This window comes from Hymenobacter aranciens (genome assembly GCF_030580865.1).
Lineage (GTDB): Bacteria > Bacteroidota > Bacteroidia > Cytophagales > Hymenobacteraceae > Hymenobacter > Hymenobacter aranciens.
Genome location: NZ_JAUQSY010000004.1, coordinates 180,119 through 205,688, shown reverse-complemented (window position 1 = coordinate 205,688; position 25,570 = coordinate 180,119). Strand labels below are relative to the sequence as shown.

The window sequence follows — 25,570 nt, the reverse complement described above, 5'->3', positions numbered from 1 at the left end:
ACTGGGAGCTTTAGGTGTTAGGTTTTGGGTGTTTGGTGTTGGGTTTCAGGTTTTGGGAGGTATTACTGAGCGCAAGCCCGAATACCTAAAACCCAACACCAAACACCCAAAACCTAACGCTATCCAAGTTCAAAAACAATTGCAAACGAATGAGTTGGCTGATTACAGCGACAGATTAAGCCCCAGCGTGAGCGTGCGGGCGCGGGGGTAAGCCGAGAAGTCGAAGCCCGGCGTCAGCGGCGAGCTATAAATCGACACCTCGGGGTCGTTGCCGGAGTACTTGGTCCAGGTAATCAGGTTCTGGGCCGAGGCGTAGAAGCGCAGTGTTTTGAGGTGGGCGAAGCGCACCCAGGTAGCCGGGATGGTGTAGCCCAGGTTCACCGTTTTGAGGCGCAGGTAGGAGCCGTCCTCGATGATGCGCGTGGAGTACACGCGGGGGCCCTGGCCATTCACGCGGTAGAGCTCGTTGGTCGGGTTTTCAGGCGTCCAGCGGTCGGCGTAGGAGGCAAACTGATTGAGGCCATTCTTCAGCGCGCCCCCCTCAAACATGATGCGGTTAGCATTCAGCAGCTCGCCGCCGTAGGAGCCTTGCAGGAAGATATTGAGGTCGAAGTTTTTGTAGGTGAAGTTGTTGGAGAAGCCGCCGATGAAGTCCGGGTTGGGGTTGCCGATGATGCTGCGGTCGCTGTTGTCCACCACGTTGTCGCCGTTGAGGTCGGCGTATTTGATGTCGCCGGGCTTGATGCTGGCGCGGGCGTTGCCGTTGTTGGGCACGTCGGCTTTCAGGGTGTAGGCACCGGTCGAGCTTTGGTCGAAGTCGCTGGTCTGGTAGTTGCCCACCCACTGGTAGCCGTAGAACATGGCCACCGGCTGCCCGATAACTGCCTCATACGCCGGCACGTTGCCGTAGCCCGACGACGACGACCAGCCCACCGTCGACTGGATATAGGTCTGGTTGCGGGTCAGCTCCAGCACCTTCGTGCGGTTGAAGGCAATGTTGAAGTTTGAGGTCCACGAGAAGGCTTTGCTCGATACGTTTACCGTGTTCAGGGTCAGCTCCAGCCCCTGGTTTTGTACTGCCCCGATGTTCTGGAAAGCGCTGGCGTAACCGCTGGTGGGTGGCAGCTGCGAGGCCAGCAGCAGGTCGGTGGTTTTCTTGCGGTATACGTCGGCCGACAGCGTAATGCGCTGGTCGATAAAGCCCAGGTCGAAGCCGAGGTTCAGCTCGCGGGTGGTTTCCCACTTCAGGTTAGGGTTGCCGATGGTGAGCGGCACGATGCCCCGCGTGAACACCCCGCCCGGCGAGTACGACTCGCCCACCGGCAGCCCCAGCGAGGCGAGGTAGGCGTAGTCGGTCACGCGGTTGTTGCCGATGAGGCCGTAGCTGGCCCGCAGCTTGGCATCCGACAGTGGCTTGATGCCGCGCATAAACTTCTCTTTATTAAGGTGCCAGGCGGCGGCCAGCGAGGGGAAGTAGCTCCACTTGTTGCCCGGCGCGAATTTCGACGAGCCATCGGCCCGGAACGAAGCCGTGAGCAGGTACTTGCCCCGGTAGGCGTAGTTCACGCGCTCCAGCGCCGAGGCCAGGGTGTTCTGCGAGCGCAGGCTGGCGATGGAGTAGGGAATGCCCTCGTCCATGCCGCTCAGCCCCAGCTGCTCGTTGGGAATCAGGATGGCGCCCCCGCCCGAAATCATCGTGCGGGTGCCCTGGAACGTGACGCCCGTAACCGAGGTGATGCGGTGGTAGCGCTTGAATATTTTGTTGTAGGTCAGCGTGTTTTCGTTGACGTAGTTGTTGGTTTCGGTGAAGGTGATGGAGCCGTTCACGCCGTTCTGGCCGTTGGGGTTGTTGGTATTGCCGGTGCGGGTCATCGAGTTGTTGAACACCTCGTAGCGCAGCAGGCGCCGGTCCACGCCGCCGGTCACGCGCAGCTTCAGCGAGGGGCTGAAGCTGTACTCGGCGTAGGCGTTGGCGGTAAGCTGGTTGGTGATGCGGTTGCGCACCTCATTCCGCACCGTGTAGAGCGGGTTCCACTGGTAGTTGCTGGAGGAGGTCACGTCCTCGTCCTCGGCCTGGTTCAGCAGCTGGTCGAGGTCGCCGGTGCCGTTCACCGGGCGGTAGCCGTAGAGGCTGGTCAGCAGCGCAAAGTCGGAGTTGGAGGAGCCGCCCACCTGGGTGCCGTAGGTGCTGATGTTGCTGAAATTGGCGTTCATGCCCACGCGCAGGTTCTGCTTCACATCCTGGTCGAGGGTCAGGCGGCCCTGGTAGCGCTTGAAGCCCGAGTTCAGAATCGTGCCATCCTGGTTCAGAATGGAGCCCGACACCGAGTAGCGGGTGCCCTTGCTGCCGCCCCGGATGGCCAGCGAGTGGCTCCACATGGCGGCCTGCCGCAGAATCTGCTTCTGCCAGTCGATGCCGTTGGCGCTGCGGTAGCTTTCCAGCGTCCGGCCGTTCGACAAATACAGCTGCCGCGCCGTCACCGAGTCGAACTCAATCTGCAGCTTCACAAATTCATACGGGTCCATCAGCTTGGCCTTCGAAATGCTCTCCTGCACGCCGTAGTAAGTGTCGTAGCTGATGGTGGGCGCCGCGTCCGAGCCGCGCTTGGTGGTGATGAGCACCACGCCGTTGGCCCCGCGCGAGCCGTAGATGGCCGTCGCCGAGGCATCCTTCAGAATCTGAATCGACTCAATATCCGAGGGGTTGATGGCGTTATTGTTGTAATCCTCAATGGGAAAGCCGTCAATCACATACAGCGGCGAGTTGTCCTGCGTAATCGAGTTGCCGCCCCGGATGATGATGTTGGGAGCCGCGCCGGGCTGGCCGTCGGGCGAAGTCACCTGCACACCCGCCACGCGCCCGGCCAGCGCATCGTCGAACGACTTCACTGGGGCCTTGTTCAAATCCTCTACGTTCACCGAGCCCACCGAGCCGGTGAGGTCGCTGCGCTTCACCTCCCCGTAGCCGATTACCACAACTTCATCGAGGCTGTTCTGGTCGGCGCGCAGGGTGATGTTCATCAGCCCATTGCCTTTCAGCCCGCGCTCCAGCGTCTGGAAGCCCACGTAGGAGAAAATCAGCGTGCGCTGGGCGTCCGGCACCTGCAGTGTGTAGCGCCCCTCGGTATCGGTAATCGTGCCGATTTCGGCATCCTTCACCCGCACGCTCACGCCGATGAGCGGCTCGCCGGAGGCATCGAGCACCCGGCCCGAGGCCGTGACCGGCCCCGTGGGCTGGGCCCGCAGCGGCCCGCCCGCACACAGCAGCGCAGCCAGCAGCAGGGCGCTGGCCAGGCGGCCGGCCCCCGTGAGCTGCCGCCAGCACTGCATCAACAAAGTAAAGGAAGAATTCATGAGGGTGGGATTTTGAGTAGAGACGCAGTATTTTGCGTCTCATCGTTAGCGCATTATCGTTCTGGTGGGAGACGCAAAATATTGCGTCTCTACACGCTAGGGATTAACTCGTTTGATTTCGCCGCTCAGCAGGAGCACGGCCACGGCGCCCAGCGGCACCAGCAGCGCCGCCAGCCCGAAGAAGGGCGCGTAGCCGTCGCGGGTGAGCACCGGTACCAGCCAGGTAGTCAGTAGCGTGCCAAACACGGCGCTGGTGCCGCCCAGCCCCGCCAGCGTCCCCACCGACTTGCCCGAGAAGAAGTCACCCGGCAGGGTCTGGATGTTACCAATGGTAATCTGGAAGCCCATGAGGGCGAAGAAGATGCAGAGCATGGCCGTTTCGGGCGTGGCGGCCCAGGCACTGAGCACCAGCGCCGGCAGCATGATAATGCAGCCCAGCACGATGCAGGTTTTGCGGGCCCGGTTCACTGAGCCGCTGCGGATAAGGCGGCCCGACAGCCAGCCGCCGCCCAGGCTGCCCAGCGCCGCCCCCACGTAAGGAAACCAGGCGAAAGCGCCAATCTGCTTGATATCGAACTGAAACCGCTCGTGCAGGTAAATCGGCAGCCAACTCACGAACAGCCACCAGATGGGGTCGAGCAGGAAGCGCGACACGATGACCGACCACGACTGCCGGTAGCGCAGCAGCGTGGCCACGGGCAGCGCTACGTCGGCCACGGCCGGGGTGGCCGGCTGGCCGTCGAGGATGTGCTGACGCTCCTGCTCCGTCAGCCAGGGGTGGTGCTTGGGCACGGCTTTGTTGATTATCCACCACGGAATCACCCACAAAATGCCCAGTGCCCCGATAATCACAAAGGCCGAACGCCAGCCAAACTCCGCGTAAAACCAGGCAATGAGCGGGGCCGAAATCACCGCGCCCAGCGAGGCCCCGGCATTGAACAGGCCCTGTGCGAAGGCCCGCTCCCGCACCGGAAACCACTCGGCATTAGACTTGGCCGCGCCGGGCCAGTTGCCGGCCTCGCCCAGCCCCAGCAGCGCCCGAAACGCCGCGAACGACAGCAGCCCGCGCGACAGCGCGTGCAGCCCCGCCGCCACGCTCCACACCACGATGGAAATGGTGAAGCCCAGCCGCGTGCCTACCTTATCGAACAGCCGGCCCGACACGCTCTGACTGATACCGTAGGCCACCATGAAAAAGCTCACCACCAGCGCGTACTGCTCCTTGCCCAGCTGCAAATCTTCAGCAATGCCGGGCCACATCACCGCCAGCGCGTTGCGGTCGATGTAGTTGATAACCGTGGCAACGGCAATCAGCGCGATTATCCACCAGCGCAGGCCGTTGACCTGGCGCGGGGCGGTGGTGGCAGTGGGCGGGGGAGCGGTTGGCTGCATGGGTGGGGTTGAGCAGTGGAGGTCGTTTGTCATGCTGAGCTTGTCGAAGCATCTCTACCGCAGGAGTAAATCCAATCGGTAGAAATTACTGCTGCGGTAGAGATGCTTCACTGCGTTCAGCATGACAGTCAAATCAGGCCGTAGCCGTACTTTGCTCGGCGTAAGCGGGGTGCCCGGTCATGAAATCCTCACGGATGGGACTGAACATATCCAGCAGCACGCCGGCCTGCAGGGCGGTGGCCCCGTGCGGCACATGCGGTGGAATGTAGTAGGCATCCCCCGTGCGCAACACCTTGGTTTCATGACCGATAGTCACGGCAAACTCGCCGCTCTCGATGTAGGTCGTCTGGCTGTGGAAGTGTTGGTGGATGGGGCCCACGCCGCCGGTTTCGAAGTCGGCTTTCACCAGCATGATGCTGTCGTCGTAGGCCAGGATTTTGCGGCGCACGCCGGGGCCCACGGCCTCCCAGGAAATGTCGTCGTCTTGAATAAATACGTTGCTAAAGTACCGCATAGCGCAGAGGATTGGGGTAGGGTTGGGAATATGGGAGAGTTGATTGTTTGAGCTTTATAAGCGCTTGAACTGGTAAGGCCCCTGCCACTTCAGCGGCTGGCCGGCCACCGTCACCTGATGGGTTTTGGTGGCGCCGGCGTCCTGGTTGGCCACGGCCAGGCGGTAGGTGCCGCCGCGGCGCAGCTTCAGTTCCACCACGGTGGCCTCGGGGCTGTCGAGCAACACCGTCAGGCGCTCCACGTTGGAGCGCGAGCCGGAGGCGGTTTCGGCCGTGGGGTTGAACTCGCCGTGGGCTTCGATAACCGAGGCAAAGACCTGGTTTTTGGCCTTTTCGCGGATGATGAGCGCCGGCTCGGGCCGCATGTTGAAATTCGGGTCGGTGGCGCCGATGCGGGCCAGCACGAGGTGGGTGGCGGTGTCGGTGGCCGTGGTCACGGAGTAGAACTGCGGGCCGTCGAGCCAAGTGAGAGTGGCCAGGCCGGGCGTGCGCACCGGGCGGCTCTGGGCCTCCTTCCAGAGGTGCTGGTAGCCGTTTTTGCTGCCCAGCGGCTGGCGGCTGGTCGAAAAGCTGTCGTACTGGAAGCTGGTCGAAATCAGCTGGCCCTGGTAGTAAAACGGCAAATCGTACTGGTGCGTGGTGGCCGAATTGACGCGAAACAAGTCCAGCACCAGGGGCTTACCGCTGGCACTGTCGCGGAACAGCGCCAGCGTGCGGTGCAGCTGCACGCCGTCGTAGGCGGTGTTGGCCTTGGCGCTCACCACCTGCGCGGCCGGGTTGTCGAGGTCGGCAAACCAGGCTTCGCCTGACTTCGTCTCGGCCACTTTCTCCTTGCCACCGAAGTTCGAAGCCTCATCCACCACCACCGTGTTGTGGGCAATGGTCTGGCTGGCAAACGACTTGGTTTCGGGCAAATAGCGGCCGCCCTCCTTGGCTTCGATATTCAGGAAGCGCACCGCGCCGTAGTCCTGCAGCACCTCACGGCCGCGGTCGTACATGGCCAGGCTCAGCTTGTCGTAGTGGCCGTGCGAGAGACCGTGGCTGGTGTATTTGAAAATCAGCGAGGTCTGCTCGTCCGGCGCGCCGGCGCGGAGGACGGCCAGGCCGCCCTCGGTGCCGGTGGCGCCGTCGCGGTACACCACGCTGCGGCGCTGGTAGGCGGGCGGGTTTTTGCCGGCTTCGGCGGCGGCTTTAGCCACGGCCAGGCCGCCGGTGCTCAGTATCAATTTCTTCTGCTGCTGGACCAGGCCGAGCAGGGTGTTATCGGCCCCGTAGCGCTGGAAGGAGATGGAAATGGCGGCGATAAGCTCCTGCGTGGTCCAGTCTTTTTCCTTCAGCGCGTCGTTCAGCGGGTAGAACCGGCCGTCGGTATTCGTCAATTGCAGAGCCGATTGCAGGGCCTTGCGCAGAATCTGGTCGCGGTACTGGAAGATTTTCAGCTCCGGCTGGTTGTTCTCGATGGTCTGGGCGAAGAGGTAGAACGGTGACAGCGCGTAGCGGGCGTAGTAGGGCCCCTCGGTGTAGTAGCCGTCAGGCGAAAACAACTGGTTGAGCTGGGCCAGGAAGCCGCTTTTGCCGTCGTTCTGGGTGCCGCGTAGGGCCATGTCCACCAGCTTCTGGTCGTGCAGGGCGTAGCCGGTCATGCCCACGGCCGTGGCCGCCCACACCCCGTGGTTGTGCACGAGGTTAAACCACGATTTCAAATCCTGGGTGAAGTAGTTGCACAGCGGCCGAAACGCCCCGTCCTCAATCTGTTTGCGCTCGGCCGGCGTCAGCGTTTCATACACCGCATCGTAGCCCTGGATGGCATACACCACCCAGTTGCAGTCGTTCAGCGCCTGGTGAAACAGCCGGCCCGGCGACGAGCTTTTGGCCTCGGGGTGGTTTTTGAGCCCGGGAATCAGCTTGCTGTATTCCAGCAGCATGTCGCGCACGAAGCGGGCGTACTTGCCGTCCTTGCTCATGAGGTAGCAGAGGCCGGCGGCTTGCAGCGCGTAGTAATTGCGGGTGTGCTGCTCGTGGGTGTAGGCCCCGGCGGGGTCCTTCGGCACGGGCACCGCCATCGGGCTGGCCAGCGCCTTATCGGCGGTTTTTTTGAGGCTTTGGTAGGTCTTTTCCAGCAGCGGGTACTGGTCGAGGCCCTGGCGTAGCGGCCCTACTTCCGCCGCCGTGATGAGCAGCGAAGGATGCCCCGGCGCGGCGGCGCTGACCGTCCCACCAGGCAGCATCGCCAGTCCTGCCAGGAGCATCCACAAACGTATGAGCCGCTGAAATTGCATTGATTTTTAGGGTTTGACCCCACCCCCGGCCCCTCCCCTTCGGGAGAGGGGGGCCAGACGCGAGTTGTTCTGGAACGCCCCCCTCTCCCGAAGGGGAGGGGCCGGGGGTGGGGTTTTGGTTAGCAGAAATAGGTGCCGCCGTTGATATCCACCGACGAGCCGGTGATGAATGAGGCCTGGTCCGACGCCAGGTACGCCACCAGCTCCGCCACTTCGGCGGCCTGGCCTTCGCGGCGCAGGGGCGTCATGCCGGCCACGCGCTCGCGCACTTCAGGCTTGGTGAAGGTATCGTGGAAAGCCGTGGCAATCATGCCGGGCGAAATCGAGTTCACGCGGATGCCTTTCGGCCCCAGCTCTTTGGCCAGGCCGCGGGTCATGGTCAGCACCGCGCCTTTGCCGGTAGCGTAGGCGATGGCACCGGGGCCGCCGCCATCGCGGGCGGCCTGCGAGGCGAAATTGATGATGGACGCGCCGGCCTCCATCTGTTGGAGCACGCGCTTGGTCACCAGGAAAACCGATTTCAGGTTCACGTCAATCACGAAATCCCAGAACTGCTCGTCCATTTCCTCCATGGTTTTGCGGCCCACCAGGCCGCCCACCACGTTCACCAGGATGTCGATGCGCGGGCCAAAGGCCTCGGTGCAAGCCTTTACTACGCGGTCCACGTCGGCGGCGTTGGTCATGTCGCCCTGGGCCTGCAGGCCCTGGCCGGCGCCGATTTTCTGCACTTCCTCCAGGGTGGCATCCGCTTCCGTATCCGAGTCGAAGTAGTTGAAGCACACGTTGGCGCCGGCTTTGGCGAGGGCCAGCACCACCTGCCGGCCAATGTCGCGGCCACCGCCGGTTACCAAAGCTACTTTTCCTGTTAAATCCTGCATGTCGTCGTTGAAAAAAAAACGTGAGATAGTAAGTCTGAGGTAGGAGATTTTAGGGCCGGGCCGCGTAGCCCGGCAAGCGGCCGTCGGTGCTGGTTTTCAGCCCGGAATCCGGCGTTTTCAGGCGGTAGTCGAGCCGCGCCGGGTTTACAAACTCGGTGGCCACGTAGGCCACCTGCCGGGTTTGCGGCTTGTATTCCGAACTCAGCTGGCCCGAGCGGGAGAAGTTGGTATTGAGCAGCGTAGCGGTACTTTTGGCCGAGTTCTGCGCTAGGATGGCGTAGCCATTTCTGCCGCTGTCGTTGAACAGGCACTGGCTGATTTCCGACCATTGTACGCCGGTCAGTTTCAGCACGTAGCCTTCGGGCGCGTTGCCCACGTTGTCGAAGGTGCAGTGGTCCACGGTCAGTAGTGGGCCGAGGGTGCTTTCGTCGTTGCCGCCCCGGTAGAGGTCCAGCGCGCCGCCCTGCACGTTGCGAAACAGACAGTTGCGCAACACCACATTCTCGGCGTTATAAGTACCTTTGTTTTGCGTCTCGGTATTTAGGCTCAAGGCATTGCCCCCGAGGTCGTAAAATAGGCTATTGCTGAACTGCACCGTGTCGGCGTAGGTGCTTTTGGTGGCCTGAAAGGCGCTTTTCCCGCCGTCGCGCAGGTTGTAAAACGTGCAGTTGTCGGCCCACAGGTTGTAGTGCTCCAGCATCGGCTGTGCGCTGGTGCGAATCAGCGCATCGGCCGTGCCCGCCGGCGCGTTGCCATCGAAAGCCAAACCGCTCAGGCGCAGCATGCCACCATTTTCAATGCTGAAAAACGCCCGCCCCGTGCCGCTGCCTGCAAAGCTGAGCACCGGGCGGCTGGTCAGGCCTTTTTTTGCCCGCACCACCAGCGGCACCGCTACCGCAATGGGCTGCGAAACGGGATATGTGCCCGCGCTGCTCAGCTCGATAATGTCTCCGCGCTGAGCCTGTTGGCACACGCGGCGCAGGGCATCGGCTTCATTGGCGGGCACTTTCCATAGTTTGCCGGTGCCCATGCCGGGCACCACCGTGGGCCGGAACCAGCGCGGGCCGCTCTCGGCCTCCGTCACGGGGCGGCGCTGCTTGGGCTTGCCCTTGCCCACGGTGGGCACGGTCAGGCCGTCGGCCGAGCGCTGCAGAATCAGTGGCGTAGCCGTCAGGCCGGGCAGGTTGGGCGAGCTGCTGAGCAGCGTCGGGTTGTCTTTGAAGGTAATGCCGCTGATGTCGTCGTTGACGGTGAATTGCTTTGTCGCCAGCAGGTTGTAGAAGATGTTGTTGCTGATGGTTACGTTTTCCGGCGTGGCGGTGCGCTCGCCGTCCTTGCCCTCGCAGAGCTCAATGTTGTCGCAGTTTAGGAAGATGTTGCCGCTCACGGTCACGTCCTTCACTTGGTTGTAGCGGTTGAGGGGCGAGTTGGGCACGCCGTTCATGATTACCAGCGCCCCGCGGAAATTGGTGCCGCGCAGGTCGGCGAAGTAGTTGTCGAGCACGCGGTGGCCGGCGTTGATGATGCGGACGCCGCCGGTGTGAGCCTTGCCGTTGCCCAGGAAGTAGTTGCCTTCCACCAGGTTGTTGTTGCCGTGGCGCAGCACCACGCTGCCCTCGCACTCCACGAAGAGGTTGCGGCGCACCGCGTTTTCGCCCGACTTGATGGAGATGATTTCGACCTCGCCGCTGCACTTATAGAAGTAATTTTCCTCAATCTGAGTGTGCGAGGCCGTCAGCGAGTAGGTCGAAACGCCCACGCGGAGGGTTTCGCCGCCGTTGGAGCCCAGGCGGGGGCGGGGGCCGAAGTAGTTGTGGTCAATCTGGTGGTAGTTGTTCTGGCTTTCGGGCACGGCCAGGTCCACGGCCATGGTCACGCCGCCGGTTTTTTTGCCGGCCACGTAGTTGTGGTCGAAGCGGTTGTGCTGCCCGTGCAGCTTCACCCAGATGTCGTCCTTGTCTTCCTCGCGGGCCGGCTTGTTATAGTCCTCAATCACGCACTCGGTCACCCGGCAGTGGAAGGCCAGAGCTTGGGCGTTTTCCCGAAACTCAATCACGCAGCCGCTCGGCGCGTAGCCGTTGCGGAAATCCAGGCCCGACACCACCAGGTAATGCCCCGCCAGCCGCAGGTTCGACTGCCCCTGCAGCTTCACCGCGCCCGGCTTTTCGGCCCGCAGCACGATGGGCTGCTTTTCCGTACCCTCGGCCTTGAATATAAGCTTGGCATCCTGCCAGGTGCCGGCGGCTAGCACCAGCGTATCGCCGGGCTGCAGCTGTGGCACGGCCGCTTTGAAGGCTGCCGCGTCGGCTACTTTCATGGCCTTGGCCTGCGCCAGCGACCCCACACCCCCGGCGAGCAGCGTACTTAGGAACAGGGTTCGGAAGTGGCTCATCTGGGTTTTGTGCTATTGGGTGGGAGTGGGGAGAGGGTGGCGGATGGGGTATCCTTGCTTCAAATGTAAACGGACTATTATCCGAAAACAAGGCTGCAGGCAGCCGTCAGGAGCCGTATTTCGTCGTAAATTGCAACTGAAAAACGTTACCGGTAACGTTGCCGGCATCGATTGCGTAAATTGTTGTTCTCGCAGAAAAATTAAATTGCCGAGCCCGGTTTGGGGTTCTCGAAAACGGGCTGCCAGGGCCGTTTGGGGCCATTACAAAAAGCCCGCCGCAACCGATTCCGGAGCCCAAACGGCGTTTCAAAGTAACATTGGCCTAACTTTCGGCCTGGCGCCTTCGCCGCATTATCCACCTTTCGCTCACCGCTGTCCCTTATGCCTCCCCACAGCCGCAGCCACTCCGCCCGGCCTGCCACCATCAAGGACGTTGCCCGCGAGCTGGGCATTTCCATCTCCACCGTGTCGCGGGCCATGCGCGACTTCCCCGACGTGAACCCGGCCACCCGCCAGGCCGTGCTGCAGATGGCCGAACAGCTCGACTACCAGCCCAACCAGGTGGCCCTGAGTCTGGTAACCAAGCATGCGCACAGCATCGGCGTCATCGTGCCCAACCTCGATTACTTCTTCGCCACCGCCGTGCGCGGCATCGACGAGATGGCGCTGGAAGCCGGCTACACCGTGCTCACCTGCCAGTCGAACGAGTCGTACGGCCGCGAAATCACCAATACCCAGCGCCTCGTCAACACCCGCGTCGATGGCCTCATCGTGTCGCTGTCGAGCGCCACGAGTAACGTCGACCACTTCCGGCGGCTGCTGCTGCGCGGCTTGCCGATGGTGTTTTTCGACCGCGTGGGTACCGATTTGGAGGCCTCGAAGGTGGTGCTCGACAACAAGGACGGGGCCGTGCAGGCCGTAGGGCACCTCATCGAGCAGGGCTGCCGACGCATTGCTTTCCTGGGTGGGCCGGCCAGCCTGTTCATCAGCAACCAGCGGCAGGAGGGCTACCTCGCCACGCTGCGCGCGCACGGCCTGCCCATCATCGAGGAACTGATAACGCACGGTGAATTCGACCGCGAGCACGCCTACCGCGCCACCCTGCAATTGCTGGACCTGCAGCCGCGCCCCGACGCCATCTTCGCCATGAGCGACCGGCTGGCCGTGGGCGCCCTGCTGGCCTTGCGCGAGCGCGGCGTGCGGGTGCCCGAGGAGGTGGCGCTGGTGGGTTTCAACGATGAGCCGGTGATGAGTCTGCTCACGCCCAGCGTGTCGAGCGTGGCCCAGCCGGCCTTCGACATGGGCAAGGTGGCGGCCCAACTGTTCATCGAAATGCTGAACAGCGACCAGAGCCTGCCCCCGCAAACCGTGGTGCTCAAGCCCACGCTGGTGGTGCGGGAGTCGTCGCTGCTGCGGCGGGGGTAAGAGGCACGGCCCCGCAAGCTCCAAAAAAAAGAAGGCAGTGGTCGTTCCGACCACTGCCTTCTTTTTTGCTGAAAACTAGATTGCTAGCTCGCGTAACCCGGTCCCGCTGGCCGCGAGCCGCGCAGGCCGTACCAGGCAATGTAGGCGTAGCAGATGACTGGTAGCACGAAGGCTAGGCGCAGCGCGTGCACGCCGCCCCCGCCGCTCTGGCTGTCGGCAATCATGCCGAACAGTGGCGGAATGATGGCCCCGCCCACGATGGCGGCCGACAGCAGGCCCGAGGCTTCTTCGGTGTGGCGGCCCAGGCCGTGCACGGCCAGCGTGAAGATGGTGGGGAACATAATGGAGTTCATCAAACCCACAGCCAGGATGCTCCACATGGCTATGGAACCGCTGGTATTGATGGAAATAAGCAACAGCACCACGGCCCCAACAGCATTGAAAGCCAGCACCCGGCCCGCCCGGAACTTACTCAGCACCGCGGCGCCGATGAAGCGGCCCACCATAGCCCCGAGCCAGTAGAAGCCGACCTGGTAGCCGGCCGTCTGGGCGCTCATGTTCATTACTTCGGGCTGGTTGAGGTAGCTCACGATGTGCGAGCCGATGGCGACCTCGGCGCCCACGTAAGTGAAAATGCCCACCAAGCCCATGAGTAGGTGGCGGTAGCTCCAGGCGTTGCTGGTGTCGCCGGCCTCGGCCGGGGCGTGCTGAATCTGGGGCAGCTTCATGAAGTACAGCAGGGCACTGATGAGAATGAGCGCCACGCCGATACCCAGGTACAGCGACTGCACCGACGACACATCGAGCGCGGCGGCCTGGGCGGCCGACAGCTTCTTGAGGTCGGGTAAGTGCGAGAGAATGAGGGCCGAGCCCAGCGGCGGCGCAATGGCCGTGGCCAGCGAGTTGAAGGCCTGCGTGAGGGTTAGGCGGGCCGAGGCCGACTCAGGCGGCCCGAGCACCGCCACGTAGGGGTTGCCGGCCACCTGCAGCATCACCACGCCCGTGGCCAGCACGAACAGCGCCCCCAAGAACAGCTCGAAGGTGCGGCTTTCGGCGGCCGGGAAAAACAGGAAGCAGCCCAGCGCCGCCACCAGAAAGCCCAGCAGCATGCCACGCTTGTAGCCCAGGCGCTTCACCACCTGCCCGGCCGGAATACCCATTATCAGGTAAGCCCCGAAAAAGCAGGAGTTGACCAGGTTAACCTTGGTATAGCTCAGGGTGAAAAGCCCCTTGAGGTAGGGAATCAGGATGTCGTTCAGACAGGTAATAAACCCCATCATGAAAAACAGCACCGTGAGCGAAGCCAGCGCCGAGGTGTAGCGCGGGGCGAGGCCGCCCTCGGTAGGGGCGGCGCCAATAGGAGGAGATTGAGGAGCTGCGAAGGCCACGAAAGAAAGGTTGAAAGGGTAAAAAAAATTGGGGCGGCGCCTGCACGCCGCCCCAACACAAGAATTTGACTACCAGCCGGCGCACCGGCCGCAGTCGTTTACTGAACCACGAGTTTGCTGCGTTCGCCGGTGGCGGCATTACGCAGCATGTACACGCCGGCAGCGAGGCCGGCGGTGGCCACTTTGCCATTGGCAAAGGTGCCCACCACCTGACCGGTGATGTTCAGCACTTCGCCGGTAGCGGTGGCGTTGGTGAGGCGCACCACCGTGCCGGCCGTGGCCGGGTTGGGGTAGGCCAGCAGGGCCGTGGCGGCGCGGGGGCCGGCCGTGGCCAGGGCGCGCTGCGAGTAGAGGTGCAGCACGAAGCGCGTGGCGTGCAGGCCCTGCGGCAGGGTCACGGCGTAGCTGCCGTTGCGCAGGTCGTGCCAGGTGTTGGTCTGGGTGTCTTCGAGTAGCACGCTAGCATTGCCGGGGAAGTTGGCCAGCTGCTCGGCCGTGAAGGTGAAGGTGCCGGCCACCGGCACATCCACGCCCAGGGCCATCGTCACGGGCTGCTGCCCGGCGGGCAGGCCCTGGATGCTGAAGCTCTCGGTGCCGGCCTGCTGGTACAGCGTGGGCTGCTGGCCGCCGTTGAGGGTCACTTTCAGGGCGTCGAAGTGGCTGTCGAAGCCGGTGGTGGCACCGGTTTCCTGGTACACGTAGAGCACGTCGCTGGCGCCGTTGGCGGCGGTCAGGGCCAGGTCGAGGCGCGGGCGGGCATCGGCCGTGGTGCTGCTGCGGTATTGCGCCGGGTTGGCGTAGCTCACCATGCGGGCGGCGTTGGTGAAGGTCATCGTGGAGGAGCCGCTAACCACGCGGGTGAAGAAGCCCTGGCCCATGGCCACGAGGTTGGAGCCGGTGGGGCCGACGCCGTTCACGTAGCTTTGGTAAGCGCCGCCGTACTGGCTGTTGGAGCGGAAAGTGTAGAGCGCGTTTTCCACGCCAGCGGGGCGGGCCAGGCTGTCCCAGTTGATGGGGCCGGGGTAGGGGTTGCCGAGCAGGGCCCAGCCTGAGTTGGCCGTCGCGCCGCGGGTCAGAGGCACGGTGTAGGTGCCGGTGTGCAGCGGGCCGGTGAAGGTCACGGTGCCGGGCGCCATGTTCACGGTGTAGCCCAGCCCGTTGGTGAGGGCCTCGGTGGTGGCGGCGGGCGATTTCCAGCCGTAGAAGAAGCCGCTGGTGGTGGCGTTGGCGTTGGTCAGGCGGCTTTCGTCGTAGCTGAATACCGTTGGGAAGGGCGTCACGGTGTAGGGCACCGGGGCCGTGTTGTAGGCCGGGTTCACCACGGGCACGCTGCCGGTGGTGGTTTTCAGGTTGGCTACGGTCTGGCCGTTCACCGGCGAGGAGAGGTGGCGGTAGCCCTCGGCGGCGTTCAGGCTGGGGTCGATGTAGCGCTGCACGACCACGTTGCCCGTCACCGAGCCCGTGCCGCGGTTTACCACCATGGCGGTGCCGGTGGCGTCGGAGAGGAGAATGAGCTTGCCGCTGGCGTTCATGGTCACGGGGCCGGCTACCACCATGCGGTGTTTCACCGAGATGGTACCGTTGGGGCCGCCCAGCAGGCCCATGCCGCCGGTGCCCACGTTGAGGTCGTAGAACAGCATCGGGTTGCCGTTGCCGAAGATGTGGCTGCCATTGCCGGCCAGGTTGGTGATGCCGCCGGTCTGGTTGTAGGTGCCGTTGTTGGTCACGCCGTTGGCCAGGTTAAACGTGCCGCCCGTCTGGGTGAGGCTGCCGCCGGCGTTGATGATGATGTCGGGCGAGCCGTAGGTGTTGCCGGCCGTCAGAATCGGGTAGCGCGAAAGGCCGCCGGGGATGGTGGCCGGGGCACCCGACACGGCCACGGGGGCCGTGCCGCCGCTCCAGTTGTCGCCGTCGTTCCAGTCGCTGCTCACGCTGCCATTCCAGGTGAGGCCGGTGGCCAGCAGCAGGTCCTGGCCCACGAAGAAGTCGAAGTGATATATCTGGCCCGCTGCGGCGTCGCCGGGGTTAAAGCGCAGGCTCAGCTGGTTAACCTGGTTGACGCTCACCGTGGCATCCGTCGTCACGCCGGGGTTGGCGGCCTGGTAGGCAAACTGCAGGGTTTCCCACTGGTTCGACTTGGTGGTGGTGGCGGTGAAGATGGACTGGACGCCGTTGGCGCCGCCGGTAGCCTTCGCAGCGTTTTGCAGCTGCAGCTCTACCGGCGTGCCGATACGCTGACTGAATACCTTCAGATAGAAGAATTTGGTGGCCGTGGTGCTCGCGTAGGCCGACACGTTGGTCAGGCGCTTGCCGCCGTTGGGCGTAATCTTGATGGCGGCGTTGGCCGTGGCGGCGCGCTGGTAGCGAGCCACCGTGGGGCTGTAGTTGGCTCCGAACACCGAGGGATTGGCGAAGTTCTGCGTCAGGGTGCCGTCGGGCACGTAGGTCATCTCGCGCACGGTTTCGAAGTTGTCGTAGAGGGCGCCGGGGGCCGCGGTAAAGTTCGGGCCGTAGAGCTGGTCGAAATACCAGGTGCTGGCCGCGCCGTTGCCGCCGTCAAACTGAATGTTGATGCCCGAAATGTTCTTCACCGGGTTCACGCCGCCGGTGGGCGTGCCCGCAAAGTTGAAGGTCAGGGTTTCCCAGGCGTTGGCTACCGTCGTGGTGGCGGTGTAGAACGAGTTGCGGCCGGTGGGGTAGTTCGTGGGTGTGGCCGTGGCGTCGAGCAGGGTAATGGTCACGGGGCGGCCCGCAGCGGGCGCGTACACCTTCATGGTCATCTTGCGGCTGCCGCTCACGAAGTCCGAAATGTCGTCGGCCGTGGCGCCGGCCGGGTAGTTGGCGTAGAACGTATCATAGGCCACGGCGCTGCGCACGTATTTGCCCACCAGCGGGTTGGCGTTGGTGCCGGTGGTGCTGGGGTTGGCGAAATTCTGCGTCAGCACGCCGTCGCCGGCGCCGTAGGTCAGCTCGCGCACATCATTGAAGTTCTCGTAGAGCCGGGCCACCGGCATAGTGGTGGCGGGCAGCGTGATATCGTCGAAATAGTAGGTGCCCGTAGCGCCGGTACCGGGCGTCAGCTGCAGCTGGATGCGGTCGACGGCCGTGCCCTTCACGCTGGCGTCAGGCGTCAGCTGGTACGTGAAAGTCAGGGTTTGCCAGCCCGCCGCCGTTATGGGTGCGGTGTAGATGGAGTGACGGCCGGTGGGGTAGTTGCCGCCGGTGGTGGTGGCCGCGTTGGCAAACACGAGCTGGGCGGTACCGGCCACGGTGCTGTAGATTTTCATGGTAGCCTTCACCGTAGCCGTGGGCGAGGCAAAGCCCGTCACGTCGTTGAAGAAGGTGGCGTTAGCCGGGGCCATTTCAAAGGTGTCGTAGGGGTTGGCCGAGCGCACGTAGCGGCCGACCACGATGCTGGAGTTACCAGCGCCGAAGGCGGGGTTGCCCGTGCCCGGCGTGAAGGCGCCATCCACTTGCTTGAGCGTCAGCTGGCGGGTGTTCTCGAAGTCGTCGTAGAGCTGCGTAATGGCGGTGCCGGCCGGTGGCGCGGTGGCCGTGATGAGGCTCTGACCCACGAAGAAGTCGAAGTCGAAGGTCTGGCCGCCTGCGGTCGAGCCGGGGTTGAACAGCAAGGCCAGCTGGTCGACCTGCGTGGCCGTCACGGTGCCGTCGGTGCTGCCGCCGGCCTGGTAGGTAAAGCGCAGCGTTTCCCACTGGTTGGACTTGGTGGTGTTGGCCTGGAACACCGAGTGCGTGCCGGTGGACGTGCCCGTCGAGCCGGCCTTCGCGGCATTTTGCAGCAGCAGCCGCACGGGCGTACCAATGGTTTTGCTGAACACCTTCAGGTAGAAGGAATTCGTGCCGCTGACGTAGCTGCTCACGTCGTCGAGCTGCTTGCCGGTGGCGCGGGCCAGCAGCACATCGGTGGCGTTAGCCGAGCGGGTGTAGTGGCCCACGGTGGCGCTGTAGTTCTCGTCAAACACGGCCGGGTTGGTGTAGCTGGCATTGAGCGTGCCGCCGGTGGCGGCGGTGTAGGTCAGCTGGCGGGTATTCTCGAAGTTGTCGTAGAGCGTGCCGGGGGCAATGGTGAAGTTGGGGCCGTAGAACTGGTCGAAGTACCAGGTGCCGGTGGCGGTACTGTTATCGCCGAGCTGAATGCCGAAGCCGTTGATGTTGCGCTGCTGCGCCACGCCCGCGCCCAGGCGGGTAGTCAGCGTGAAGGTCAGCGTTTCCCACTCGTTTTGCTTGGTGGTAGTGGCTTGGTAATAAGCGTCGCGGCCGTTGGGGTAGTTGTTGCCGGTGGCCGTGTTGTCGAGCATGTAAATGGTGACGATGGCGCCGGCCGGGCGCGGGCTGTACACCTTCATGGTCATTTTGCGCGTGCCATTGAAGAAATCGGTCACGTCGTCGGCCACGGCACCCGTGGGCAGCTTCACGTAGAATGCGTCGTACATATTGGCCGAGCGGTCGTACTTGCCCACAGTGGGGTTGGGGTTGCTGCCGGTGGTGCTGGGGTTGGCGGCGCTCTGCGTCAGCACGCCGTCGCCGCCGACGTAGCTCAGGCTACGCACATCCCGGAAGTTCTCATAGAGCTTCGCCACGGGAATGGTAGCGGCGGGCAGCGTAATGTCGTCAATATGATACTGGTTGCCAACGCCGGCGCCGGGGTTGATTTGCAGCAGCACGCGGTCGATAGCCGTGCTTTTCACGCTGGCGTCGTAGGCGCCAGCGTTGGGGCCAGTCTGGTAGGTAAAGGTCAGCGTTTGCCAGCCGGCGGCAGCGCTCGTCGTGGCCGTGTACACCGAGTGGGTGCCGGCGATGCCGGTATTGCCGGTCGAGTACGCGTTGTTGCCGCGCAGGGCGTTGTTGGCGAAGATGAGCCGGACGGGAATGGCGGCGGCCGTGGGGTTATAGAACTTGAGCGAGGGCTTCACCGTGGCCGTGGCGGAGGCAAAGCCGCTCACGTCGTCGAAGAAGGTGGCGTTGGCCGGGGCCATCTGGAGCTGGTCGTAGGCGTCGGCGCCGCGCACATAGCGGCCCACCACGGTGCTATTGCCGGCCGGGGCCGTTAGGCCCGGCGTGAATACGGCGCCCGCGCCCGGGTAGCTCAGCTTGCGCGTGGCATCAAAGTCATCGAAGAGCTGCGTGACGGCCGGGGCGGCCGTGGGCGTGCCCGTGCCCGACGACAGCTCTGGGCCGTTGATGTCGTCGAAATGGTAGGTGCCGGTGCCGGTAGTGGCCGGCGCAATCAGCACCGTGATTTCGTCAATCGTGGTGGCCGTCACGGTGGCGTCAAAGTTATTGGCGTCAACCGAGTTGAATGTAAATGTCAGGGTTTGCCAGGCGTTGGTCAGGCTGGTGGTTGCCTTGAATTCGCCCAGGTATTTGCCGGCCGGATAGCCGGCCGAGCGGTTTTTGGCTTTATTCTGCAACACCAGCATCACCTGCGTGCCCGCAGCCGGTGAGTAGAACTTCATCGTCATATGCTTGATGCCAGTAATGTACGGCGTCACATCGGCCATCGGGCGCGGCGTCTCGATATCGAAGTTGTCGAAGTCAGTGGCAGCGCGGGTGTAGCGCGCCACGGTTGAGCTCATGTTTACGGCATTGGCGCCCGGATTCATCTGATTTTGAATCAGCGTGCCACCCGTAGTGGGCCGGTACGTCACCAGGCGGGTGCTGCCCGGTGTGGTTTCGAAGTCGTCGTACAAGGTCTGGGCCTTGGCCGAAACGACTCCCAGAGCCAGCAGCAGGCCCGTGAGTAATCCTCTTTTCATAAGAGTGAAGGGTGGGAATTGTTGAAGAAGTGAGAATGAAAGCAGTAGCAAGCATACTAAACCACCAAAACCGCCCCGAAGGCGGTTGTAGCACAGTGTAAATCAGGGCTCCGCAAATCGGCAGCCGGAAATCAAGCCATTCAGATGTAATTCCCCACTTTCTGGCCTGGGTCCCGACTGCCGAATTCCTGAAAAGCGAGAGGCTGAAGCAAACGCCCCAGCCTCTCGTTATCAAGTAGTTTATTGCACGCTCAGCGGGCGGGTCAGCACCACACCATTCACCACGAGGCGGCAGGTGTAGAGGCCGGGGGCCAGCGCGGCGGTGTTCACATCGGCCGTAAACTTGCCGGCGGGACGCTGCTGAGCGCTCAGCACGTCCTGCACGCGGCGGCCCATGGCGTCATACACGGCCAAGCTCACCGTCGAGGCTTTTGCCAGGCTCACGGGCAGGTGGGCCACGTCGCGGGCCGGATTGGGGTACACCGGAGCGAAAGCCGCATCCACCGACGTGATGGCGCGCACGGCCGTGGGCACGTAGCCCACGGTAGCCGGGCCGGTGATGTCGTCGAAGTAGTAGGTGCGGCCATCGGTGCCCACGCCGGGGTTGATGAGCATCGTGAACTGGTCGACGTCCATCGAAGTCACGGTGGGGTCTACGGTGCCTGCCGCGTTGGTGAAGTTGAAAGTCAGGGTTTCCCAGGCGTTGGCGACCGAGGTAGTGGCCTTAAACACGCCGAAGTTGCCGTTGGGGTAGCCGGTGCCGGCTTTCACCTTGTTCTGCATCACCAGCTCCAGCGGAATGCCAGCAGCGGGCGAGTAGAACTTCATGGTCACGCGCTGCGTGCCGCTGGCAAAGTCGGCCACGTTACCGAACTGTTTTGGGGCGGCGGTAGGCTCCAGCGACATGTAATCGTACTGCTGGCCGTTGCCGCGCACGTACTGGCCTACCGTGGGGCTGTTGTTGCCAGCGCTCGATGCCGGGTTGGCGGCATTCTGCGTCAGGGCACCGCTCATGCCGGTGTAGGTCAGGTAGCGGGCATTCTGATAGTTGTCGAGCAGTACGCTGGCTACGGCCGGTGCAGGCGGCGTGGTGCCGCGCGTGTAGTCCGGGCCCATAAAGTCGTCGAAGTAGTAGGTGCGGCCATCGGTGCCCACGCCGGGGTTGATGAGCATCGTGAACTGGTCGATGTCTATCGAGGCCACGGTGGGGTCCACAGTGCCACCGGCGTTCGTGTAGGTGAAGGTCAGGGTTTCCCAGGCGTTGGCGACTGAGGTAGTGGCCTTAAACACGCCGAAGTTGCCGTTGGGGTAGCCGGTGCCGGCTTTCACCTTGTTCTGCATCACCAGCTCCAGCGGAATGCCAGCAGCGGGCGAGTAGAACTTCATGGTCACGCGTTGCGTGCCGCTGGCAAAGTCGGCCACATTGCCGAAGGTCTGCGGCGCGGCCGTGGGGATAATCGACATGTAGTCGTACTGCTGACCGTTGGCGCGCACGTACTGGCCCACGTTGGCGCTGGGGTTGGCCGTGCCAGCGGCCGGGTTGGCGGCCGTAGACATGGCACCGCTCATGCCCGTGTAGCTCAGGTGCCGGGTGCCGTCGAAGTTGTCGAGCAGCACGCTGGGTACCGGCGCCGTCACGGGCGGCGGGGTGCCCACGGTCGTTGGGTCGGGCCCCATCACGTCGTCAAAGTAGTACATGCCGCCCACGGTCTGACCCGGGTTCACGAGAATCGTAAACTGGTTAACGTCAGTGGCCGATACCGTTGCATCGTACGTGCTGGGGTCACCATTGAAGGCAAACGTCAGCGTTTCCCAGGCATTAGCTACCGTGGTGGTGGCGGTAAATACGCCGAAGTTGCCGTTCGGATAACCCGTAGGCACCTTGGCCGCATTTTGCAGCACAAACTGCACCGGGATACCCGCTGCGGGAGAGTAAACCTTCAGGGTGACGCGCTTGGTGCCGGTTTTGTAGTCGGCCGAGTTCACAAAGGCGTTGTTGCTGCCATTGGGCTTCACCACTAGGTAGTCGTACAGCTCGGCCGCATTGCGGGCGTAGCTGGCGCAGGTCGGGCTGCTGTTCACGGCGTTCGAGCCCGGGTTGGGCGCATTTTCCGTCAGCACGCCGCTCTTGGCGGGGTATTGCAGCAAACGGGTGTTCTCGAAGTTATCGAGCAGAATCTGGGCGCTGGCCTGCTGCGCAAACGCGAGGCCTAAGCCAGCCAGGAACAGCTTGGTAAAAGTGTTCATTTGACAAATGGGTTAAGTGAGGAAAAATCTGATTTTTGAGGAGTGAATTTAGGATTGTGGATAAGCGAATTTCGGGTGTGTGAGCAAGCAGTAATCCGCCAGATTCACGCAGCCAAAACTCACTTACCCACAGCCTGTTTATTCGGCATACTTGTAGTATTTCACATAGTCCACCAGCATTTGCTGCGGGAAGACGGTGCTGGCATCGGGGTCGCCGTCGAAGTCGCCGCCTACGGCCACGTTCAGAATCATGTAGAACGGGTTGTTGAACGGATACACCGACACATCCTTGTCCGTGGCCGAGAAGTATTCGTTGTTATCCACGTAGAAGCGCATCTTGTTGAGGCTGCGCACCAGGGTGAAAACGTGGAAGTCGTCGGAAAACAAGCCGTTGGGCAGGCTGTAAGCACTTGTCAACGCCGGCGGCTTGGTGGCCACACTGTTGCCGAAGTGCAGGGCAGTGAGGCTGGTCTGCGGGTTGCTGCCCTTCAGCTCCATGATGTCAATCTCGCCGCAGGCGGGCCAGCTCACCTGGCTGTCGTTCGAGCCGAGCAGCCAGATGGCGGGCCAAATGCCCTTGCCCTTGGGCAGCTTGGCCCGCACGTCGATGCGGCCAAACCGAAAGTCCTGGTTGCCCTTGGTAACGATGCGGGCCGAGGTGTAGGCTTTGCCGTTGTAGTTCTCCTTCAGGGCCGTAATCACAAGGTTGCCGCCCGTTACCGTCAGGTTTCTGCGGTCGCTGGTGGTAGCTTGCTTTTCATTGTTGTACCAGCCGTCCTTCACCTCGGGGGTCCAGTTCTGGGCATTGAGCGAGCTGCCGTTAAAGTCATCCTCCCACTCCAGCACGTTGTAGTCGGCCAGTGGCTTTTCGGCCGAGTTCGTCGCTTCGGTTTTCACCGGTTCGGTGGCAGTGATTTCCGGGCGGGGCGGCTCCTGCGTGCAGCCGCTGGCCAGCAGCCCTAACACCACAGTGGTAGCGCTTAGCATGGTGGAGGGGAAATAATTGCGGAACTGATTCATAAAAAACAAGTAGTGAATGGGATGTTAGAGAAAAGCCTACTTCACCCGCAGCTTGATGGTGAACACCGGGTCGGCTGAGGGGCGGCCGCCGCGTATTACCATCTCGCGGCTGTTGATAGACAGGATGCGGTAGGTGAAGTCGGCCGCCGCATCGGTAGCTCCGATGAAGGGCTGCGGCAGGGTGCTGGGCGTGCGCGGCGCCAGCACAAACTGCGCCAGGCCCGCCCCGGTAGCCGGGCCGTAGGTATAGGTAGTAGTCAGCGAACGTGGTGCCTGGCAAGCATACACGCCGGCTACAAAAGTTTCGGCCTTCGCATTGTACACGAAGTTGTGCGTCGAGGTGAAGGTGTACTCGTCGTCGGCCTGGCAGGCGGGCAGGCTGCCTAGCGCCCCACCGGCAAAGTAGCTGGCCGGGGCCGCCTCCGTACCCACAATAATGGTAGCGGCCACTGTGTTGTCAAGTACCCAGGTGCGCGACGAGCCCCCGGTGAGTAGACGCTCCACGCGCTCCAGAGGCGGCACGGGGGGCATCAGCGTAATCACGGTGAAGGTGCCGTCGGCGTTGGTGCTGCGCAGGCGCACGCGGGCGTTGGTAGCCGGCAGGTTGGCCGGGGTGGCCTCAATGATGTCGTAGGTACGGTTGCGGGTGGTATCGGCCAGGCCGATGAAGCTGCTGCGGCGGGTCAGGGTCAGCTGCCCGAGGCCGCCTGGAGCGGTCCTGAAGGTAAAGTCCGACACGCCGTTGAAATTCTGACCTGCCGTGCAGCTCAGCCCCCCATCATAGGTGTAGCTGAAGGTGCTGCTGAAGCTGAACTGGTCGTCTTCCTGGCATTCGGGCAACGGGGCGGTCGACGAGCTCAGCACCGTGGTGCCGTCGGCCGCCAGCGTCTGCACGGCGCCGGGCTGGTCCGACAGAGTCCAGTTGCCGGTGCCGCAATTGGTTAGCACCTGAAAGGCGTTGTTGCCGCACAGCGAAGGAATGGGAACTTCCTTGGGCGCCGAATTGCCAGTGCCGCCCCGGCCGGCCACCACCAGGCGCACTTGGTAGCTACGCGGCAGGGTGTAGGTGTGGGTCACATTTTGCCCCGATACCAGCGGCGAGCCATCGCCGAAATCCCACTGGTAGAGAAAGCCATCAGTGCTGGTATTGGTGAAGGTGGCCACCACCGGAAACTGGGTGGTATCGAGCGACACGGTGAAACCGGCCGTGGGTGCCGGGCCTTCGAGGCTGTCTACTTCATCTTCGCGGCAGCCAGCCAGTAGGGCCGTGCCCACCGCCAGCAGCAGCGCCGAAGTACGAAAAAGGGAGGAAGCTTGCATAAGAAGGATGAGCTCAGCTAGTAGCCCTGGTTTTGCGTGAGGTTGGGGTTGGCGTCGCGTTCCGACTGCGGAACGGGCAACAGCACATGAAACGGCTTGATTCCCTTGGAAATCAAATGAGCATTAGTGATGAGCTTGTTGGTGCGCTTCAGGTCAAACCAGCGGTCGTCTTCGAAGGCCAGCTCGTAGCGACGCTCGCGCAGCACAGCGTCGGGGAAGGCGGCGGAGGAGGTGTTGTTGGGGTTGAGGTCGTGTGGCTGCACGCGCACAGCCAGCGAGTCGGGGTGGCCGGGGTAGATGGGGTTGGCGGTGAAGTTTTCGCCAAAGGCCCGCCGCCGCACAATGTTGAGGTAGCGGAAGCCGGCGGGCGTAGGTCCAGTGGCCTCAGCCGCAATGAGGTACACTTCGGCCAGGCGCAGCACCGGGAAGTTCAGCTCCGAGTCCCAGATGTTGGTATTCACCTTGCCTACAAACCACTTCTTGCAGTTGTAGCCGTAGGGCGAGCCCGCCAGCGACGGAGGCTGCACCGAAGGGCTGCTGCCGGCCGGATACGCGTCGCCGGGTTTCCAGATGGTCACGTCGCGGCGGCGGTCACCGTTTTCATAACCATCCACAAAGTTGGGTTCGGGCACGTTGAAGCCGTAGCCCCCCTGGGGCACCAGGTTCTGGAAGCGCGGCGCAAAAAACTCGTTGCCCACGAAGCCCAGCCCGTCAAAAATAAACTCGTTGCGGCCGCTAATGTACTGCACCTCAAACAGCGACTCTTGGCCGTTCTCGTTGGTCACCTTGAAGTTGTCGCCGTAGTTGGTCCACAGCTGATGCGGGCTGTCTTCGATAACGCTCTTGGCGGCGGCCGCTGCCTCGGTCATCTTGTTTTCGGTGAGGTACACTTTGGCCAGCAGGCCGCGGGCGGCCCAGCGCGTGGCCCGGCCCAGGTCGCCGCCGCTGTAGCTGTCGGGCAGGTTGGTGAAGGCGTCCTGCAGGTCTTTCTCAATCTGAGCATACACCTGAGCAGCCGGCGTGCGCGGAATCAGGGCGTCGTTGGGGCCCACGGGGGCCTTGGTCAGCAGCGGCACATCGCCGTAGGCCCGTACCAGGTCGAAGTAGTATTTGGCGCGCAGAAACTGCGCCTCGCCCAGGCAGCGCTGCTTAACGGCAGGGTTCATGTTGCTGATGCCCGGCACGCGGTCCGTCACTAGGTTGGCCCGGCCGATGCCCACGTAACAGCCACCCCAGAGGCGGGTAATCAGGTCGTTGCTCGACGGGATGGTGAAGTTGTCGAGCTGCACGGCGTAGTCGCCGTCGCCGCCGCCGCCGCCGCCGGTATTCGAGTTATCCGACATGATGTCGCCGATGCCCCACAGCGCCTTGTTATATTGCCCGCCGCGGCTAAGCTCGGCGTAGACGGCATTGGTGGCCTGAATGGCATCCGTTTCGTTTTGGTAGAAGTTGCCCGTCGTGAGCTGGTCACGGGGCGACTCATCGAGGAATTTTTCGCCGCAGCCCGCGAGCAGGCTCATCGACAAGGCGGCAATAACTTTAGCAGAGAATTTCATGGTCTTTTTCAGCTGAATAAGCGGGCCGAT

General features: G+C 62.9%; 13 protein-coding genes. 1 reads left to right on the top strand and 12 read right to left on the bottom strand.

Going from position 1 to position 25,570, the window contains the following annotated elements; translation table 11 throughout:
• Positions 1–162: 162 nt before the first annotated feature.
• The 6 genes from Q5H93_RS07240 to Q5H93_RS07215 all read right to left on the bottom strand — a co-directional run bounded on the left by Q5H93_RS07240 (position 163) and on the right by Q5H93_RS07215 (position 10,807).
• The gene (locus Q5H93_RS07240) at positions 163–3,354 is read right to left on the bottom strand and encodes a SusC/RagA family TonB-linked outer membrane protein (RefSeq protein ID WP_305005839.1); all 3,192 of its coding nucleotides are present in this window, start codon (positions 3,352–3,354) and stop codon (positions 163–165) included.
• A 96-nt stretch (positions 3,355–3,450) separates the two neighbouring features.
• Entirely contained in the window at positions 3,451–4,746 is a 1,296-nt protein-coding gene (locus Q5H93_RS07235; protein WP_305005838.1) for an MFS transporter, read from the bottom strand.
• Positions 4,747–4,879: 133 nt separating this feature from the next.
• Positions 4,880–5,260, bottom strand: a complete 381-nt coding sequence (locus Q5H93_RS07230; RefSeq protein ID WP_305005837.1) for a cupin domain-containing protein — start codon at positions 5,258–5,260, stop codon at positions 4,880–4,882.
• A gap of 54 nt (positions 5,261–5,314) precedes the next feature.
• Positions 5,315–7,507: a heparinase II/III domain-containing protein gene (locus Q5H93_RS07225; RefSeq protein ID WP_305005836.1), complete on the bottom strand. Its 2,193-nt coding sequence runs from the start codon at positions 7,505–7,507 to the stop codon at positions 5,315–5,317.
• A gap of 149 nt (positions 7,508–7,656) precedes the next feature.
• Positions 7,657–8,415 (bottom strand): SDR family NAD(P)-dependent oxidoreductase, encoded by a 759-nt coding sequence (locus Q5H93_RS07220; RefSeq protein ID WP_305005835.1) that lies wholly within the window; start codon positions 8,413–8,415, stop codon positions 7,657–7,659.
• 49 nt (positions 8,416–8,464) lie between these two features.
• The gene (locus Q5H93_RS07215) at positions 8,465–10,807 is read right to left on the bottom strand and encodes a chondroitinase-B domain-containing protein (protein WP_305005834.1); all 2,343 of its coding nucleotides are present in this window, start codon (positions 10,805–10,807) and stop codon (positions 8,465–8,467) included.
• Positions 10,808–11,188: 381 nt separating this feature from the next.
• Here Q5H93_RS07215 and Q5H93_RS07210 point away from each other — a divergent pair, with 381 nt between their 5' ends.
• Positions 11,189–12,232 (top strand): LacI family DNA-binding transcriptional regulator, encoded by a 1,044-nt coding sequence (locus Q5H93_RS07210; RefSeq protein ID WP_305005833.1) that lies wholly within the window; start codon positions 11,189–11,191, stop codon positions 12,230–12,232.
• An 83-nt stretch (positions 12,233–12,315) separates the two neighbouring features.
• Here Q5H93_RS07210 and Q5H93_RS07205 read toward each other — a convergent pair whose 3' ends face one another.
• From Q5H93_RS07205 to Q5H93_RS07180, 6 genes are all read right to left on the bottom strand, one after another.
• A complete protein-coding gene (locus Q5H93_RS07205; protein ID WP_305005832.1) occupies positions 12,316–13,620 on the bottom strand; it encodes a sugar MFS transporter in 1,305 nt (434 codons plus the stop codon).
• Positions 13,621–13,718: 98 nt separating this feature from the next.
• Positions 13,719–19,397 carry a T9SS type A sorting domain-containing protein gene (locus Q5H93_RS07200; protein WP_305005831.1) on the bottom strand — a complete coding sequence of 1,893 codons (5,679 nt, stop codon included), beginning with the start codon at positions 19,395–19,397 and terminating at the stop codon, positions 13,719–13,721.
• A 240-nt stretch (positions 19,398–19,637) separates the two neighbouring features.
• The gene (locus tag Q5H93_RS07195; RefSeq protein ID WP_305005830.1) at positions 19,638–21,644 is read right to left on the bottom strand and encodes a T9SS type A sorting domain-containing protein; all 2,007 of its coding nucleotides are present in this window, start codon (positions 21,642–21,644) and stop codon (positions 19,638–19,640) included.
• A gap of 138 nt (positions 21,645–21,782) precedes the next feature.
• Positions 21,783–22,664 carry a glycoside hydrolase family 16 protein gene (locus Q5H93_RS07190; RefSeq protein WP_305005829.1) on the bottom strand — a complete coding sequence of 294 codons (882 nt, stop codon included), beginning with the start codon at positions 22,662–22,664 and terminating at the stop codon, positions 21,783–21,785.
• A 36-nt stretch (positions 22,665–22,700) separates the two neighbouring features.
• On the bottom strand, positions 22,701–23,984 hold the full coding sequence (locus tag Q5H93_RS07185) for a PKD domain-containing protein (RefSeq protein WP_305005828.1): 1,284 nt from the start codon (positions 23,982–23,984) through the stop codon (positions 22,701–22,703).
• Between the two features lie 17 nt (positions 23,985–24,001).
• Positions 24,002–25,540: a RagB/SusD family nutrient uptake outer membrane protein gene (locus Q5H93_RS07180; RefSeq protein WP_305005827.1), complete on the bottom strand. Its 1,539-nt coding sequence runs from the start codon at positions 25,538–25,540 to the stop codon at positions 24,002–24,004.
• Positions 25,541–25,570 lie beyond the last annotated feature (30 nt).

Bases quoted from the DNA above. Each gene is read 5' to 3' on its own strand.
- Q5H93_RS07240 (WP_305005839.1), bottom strand. From the start codon at position 3,354: ATGAATTCTTCCTTTACTTTGTTGATGCAGTGCTGGCGGCAGCTCACG.
- Q5H93_RS07235 (WP_305005838.1), bottom strand. From the start codon at position 4,746: ATGCAGCCAACCGCTCCCCCGCCCACTGCCACCACCGCCCCGCGCCAG.
- Q5H93_RS07230 (WP_305005837.1), bottom strand. From the start codon at position 5,260: ATGCGGTACTTTAGCAACGTATTTATTCAAGACGACGACATTTCCTGG.
- Q5H93_RS07225 (WP_305005836.1), bottom strand. From the start codon at position 7,507: ATGCTCCTGGCAGGACTGGCGATGCTGCCTGGTGGGACGGTCAGCGCC.
- Q5H93_RS07220 (WP_305005835.1), bottom strand. From the start codon at position 8,415: ATGCAGGATTTAACAGGAAAAGTAGCTTTGGTAACCGGCGGTGGCCGC.
- Q5H93_RS07215 (WP_305005834.1), bottom strand. From the start codon at position 10,807: ATGAGCCACTTCCGAACCCTGTTCCTAAGTACGCTGCTCGCCGGGGGT.
- Q5H93_RS07210 (WP_305005833.1), top strand. From the start codon at position 11,189: ATGCCTCCCCACAGCCGCAGCCACTCCGCCCGGCCTGCCACCATCAAG.
- Q5H93_RS07200 (WP_305005831.1), bottom strand. From the start codon at position 19,397: ATGAAAAGAGGATTACTCACGGGCCTGCTGCTGGCTCTGGGAGTCGTT.
- Q5H93_RS07195 (WP_305005830.1), bottom strand. From the start codon at position 21,644: ATGAACACTTTTACCAAGCTGTTCCTGGCTGGCTTAGGCCTCGCGTTT.
- Q5H93_RS07190 (WP_305005829.1), bottom strand. From the start codon at position 22,664: ATGAATCAGTTCCGCAATTATTTCCCCTCCACCATGCTAAGCGCTACC.
- Q5H93_RS07185 (WP_305005828.1), bottom strand. From the start codon at position 23,984: ATGCAAGCTTCCTCCCTTTTTCGTACTTCGGCGCTGCTGCTGGCGGTG.
- Q5H93_RS07180 (WP_305005827.1), bottom strand. From the start codon at position 25,540: ATGAAATTCTCTGCTAAAGTTATTGCCGCCTTGTCGATGAGCCTGCTC.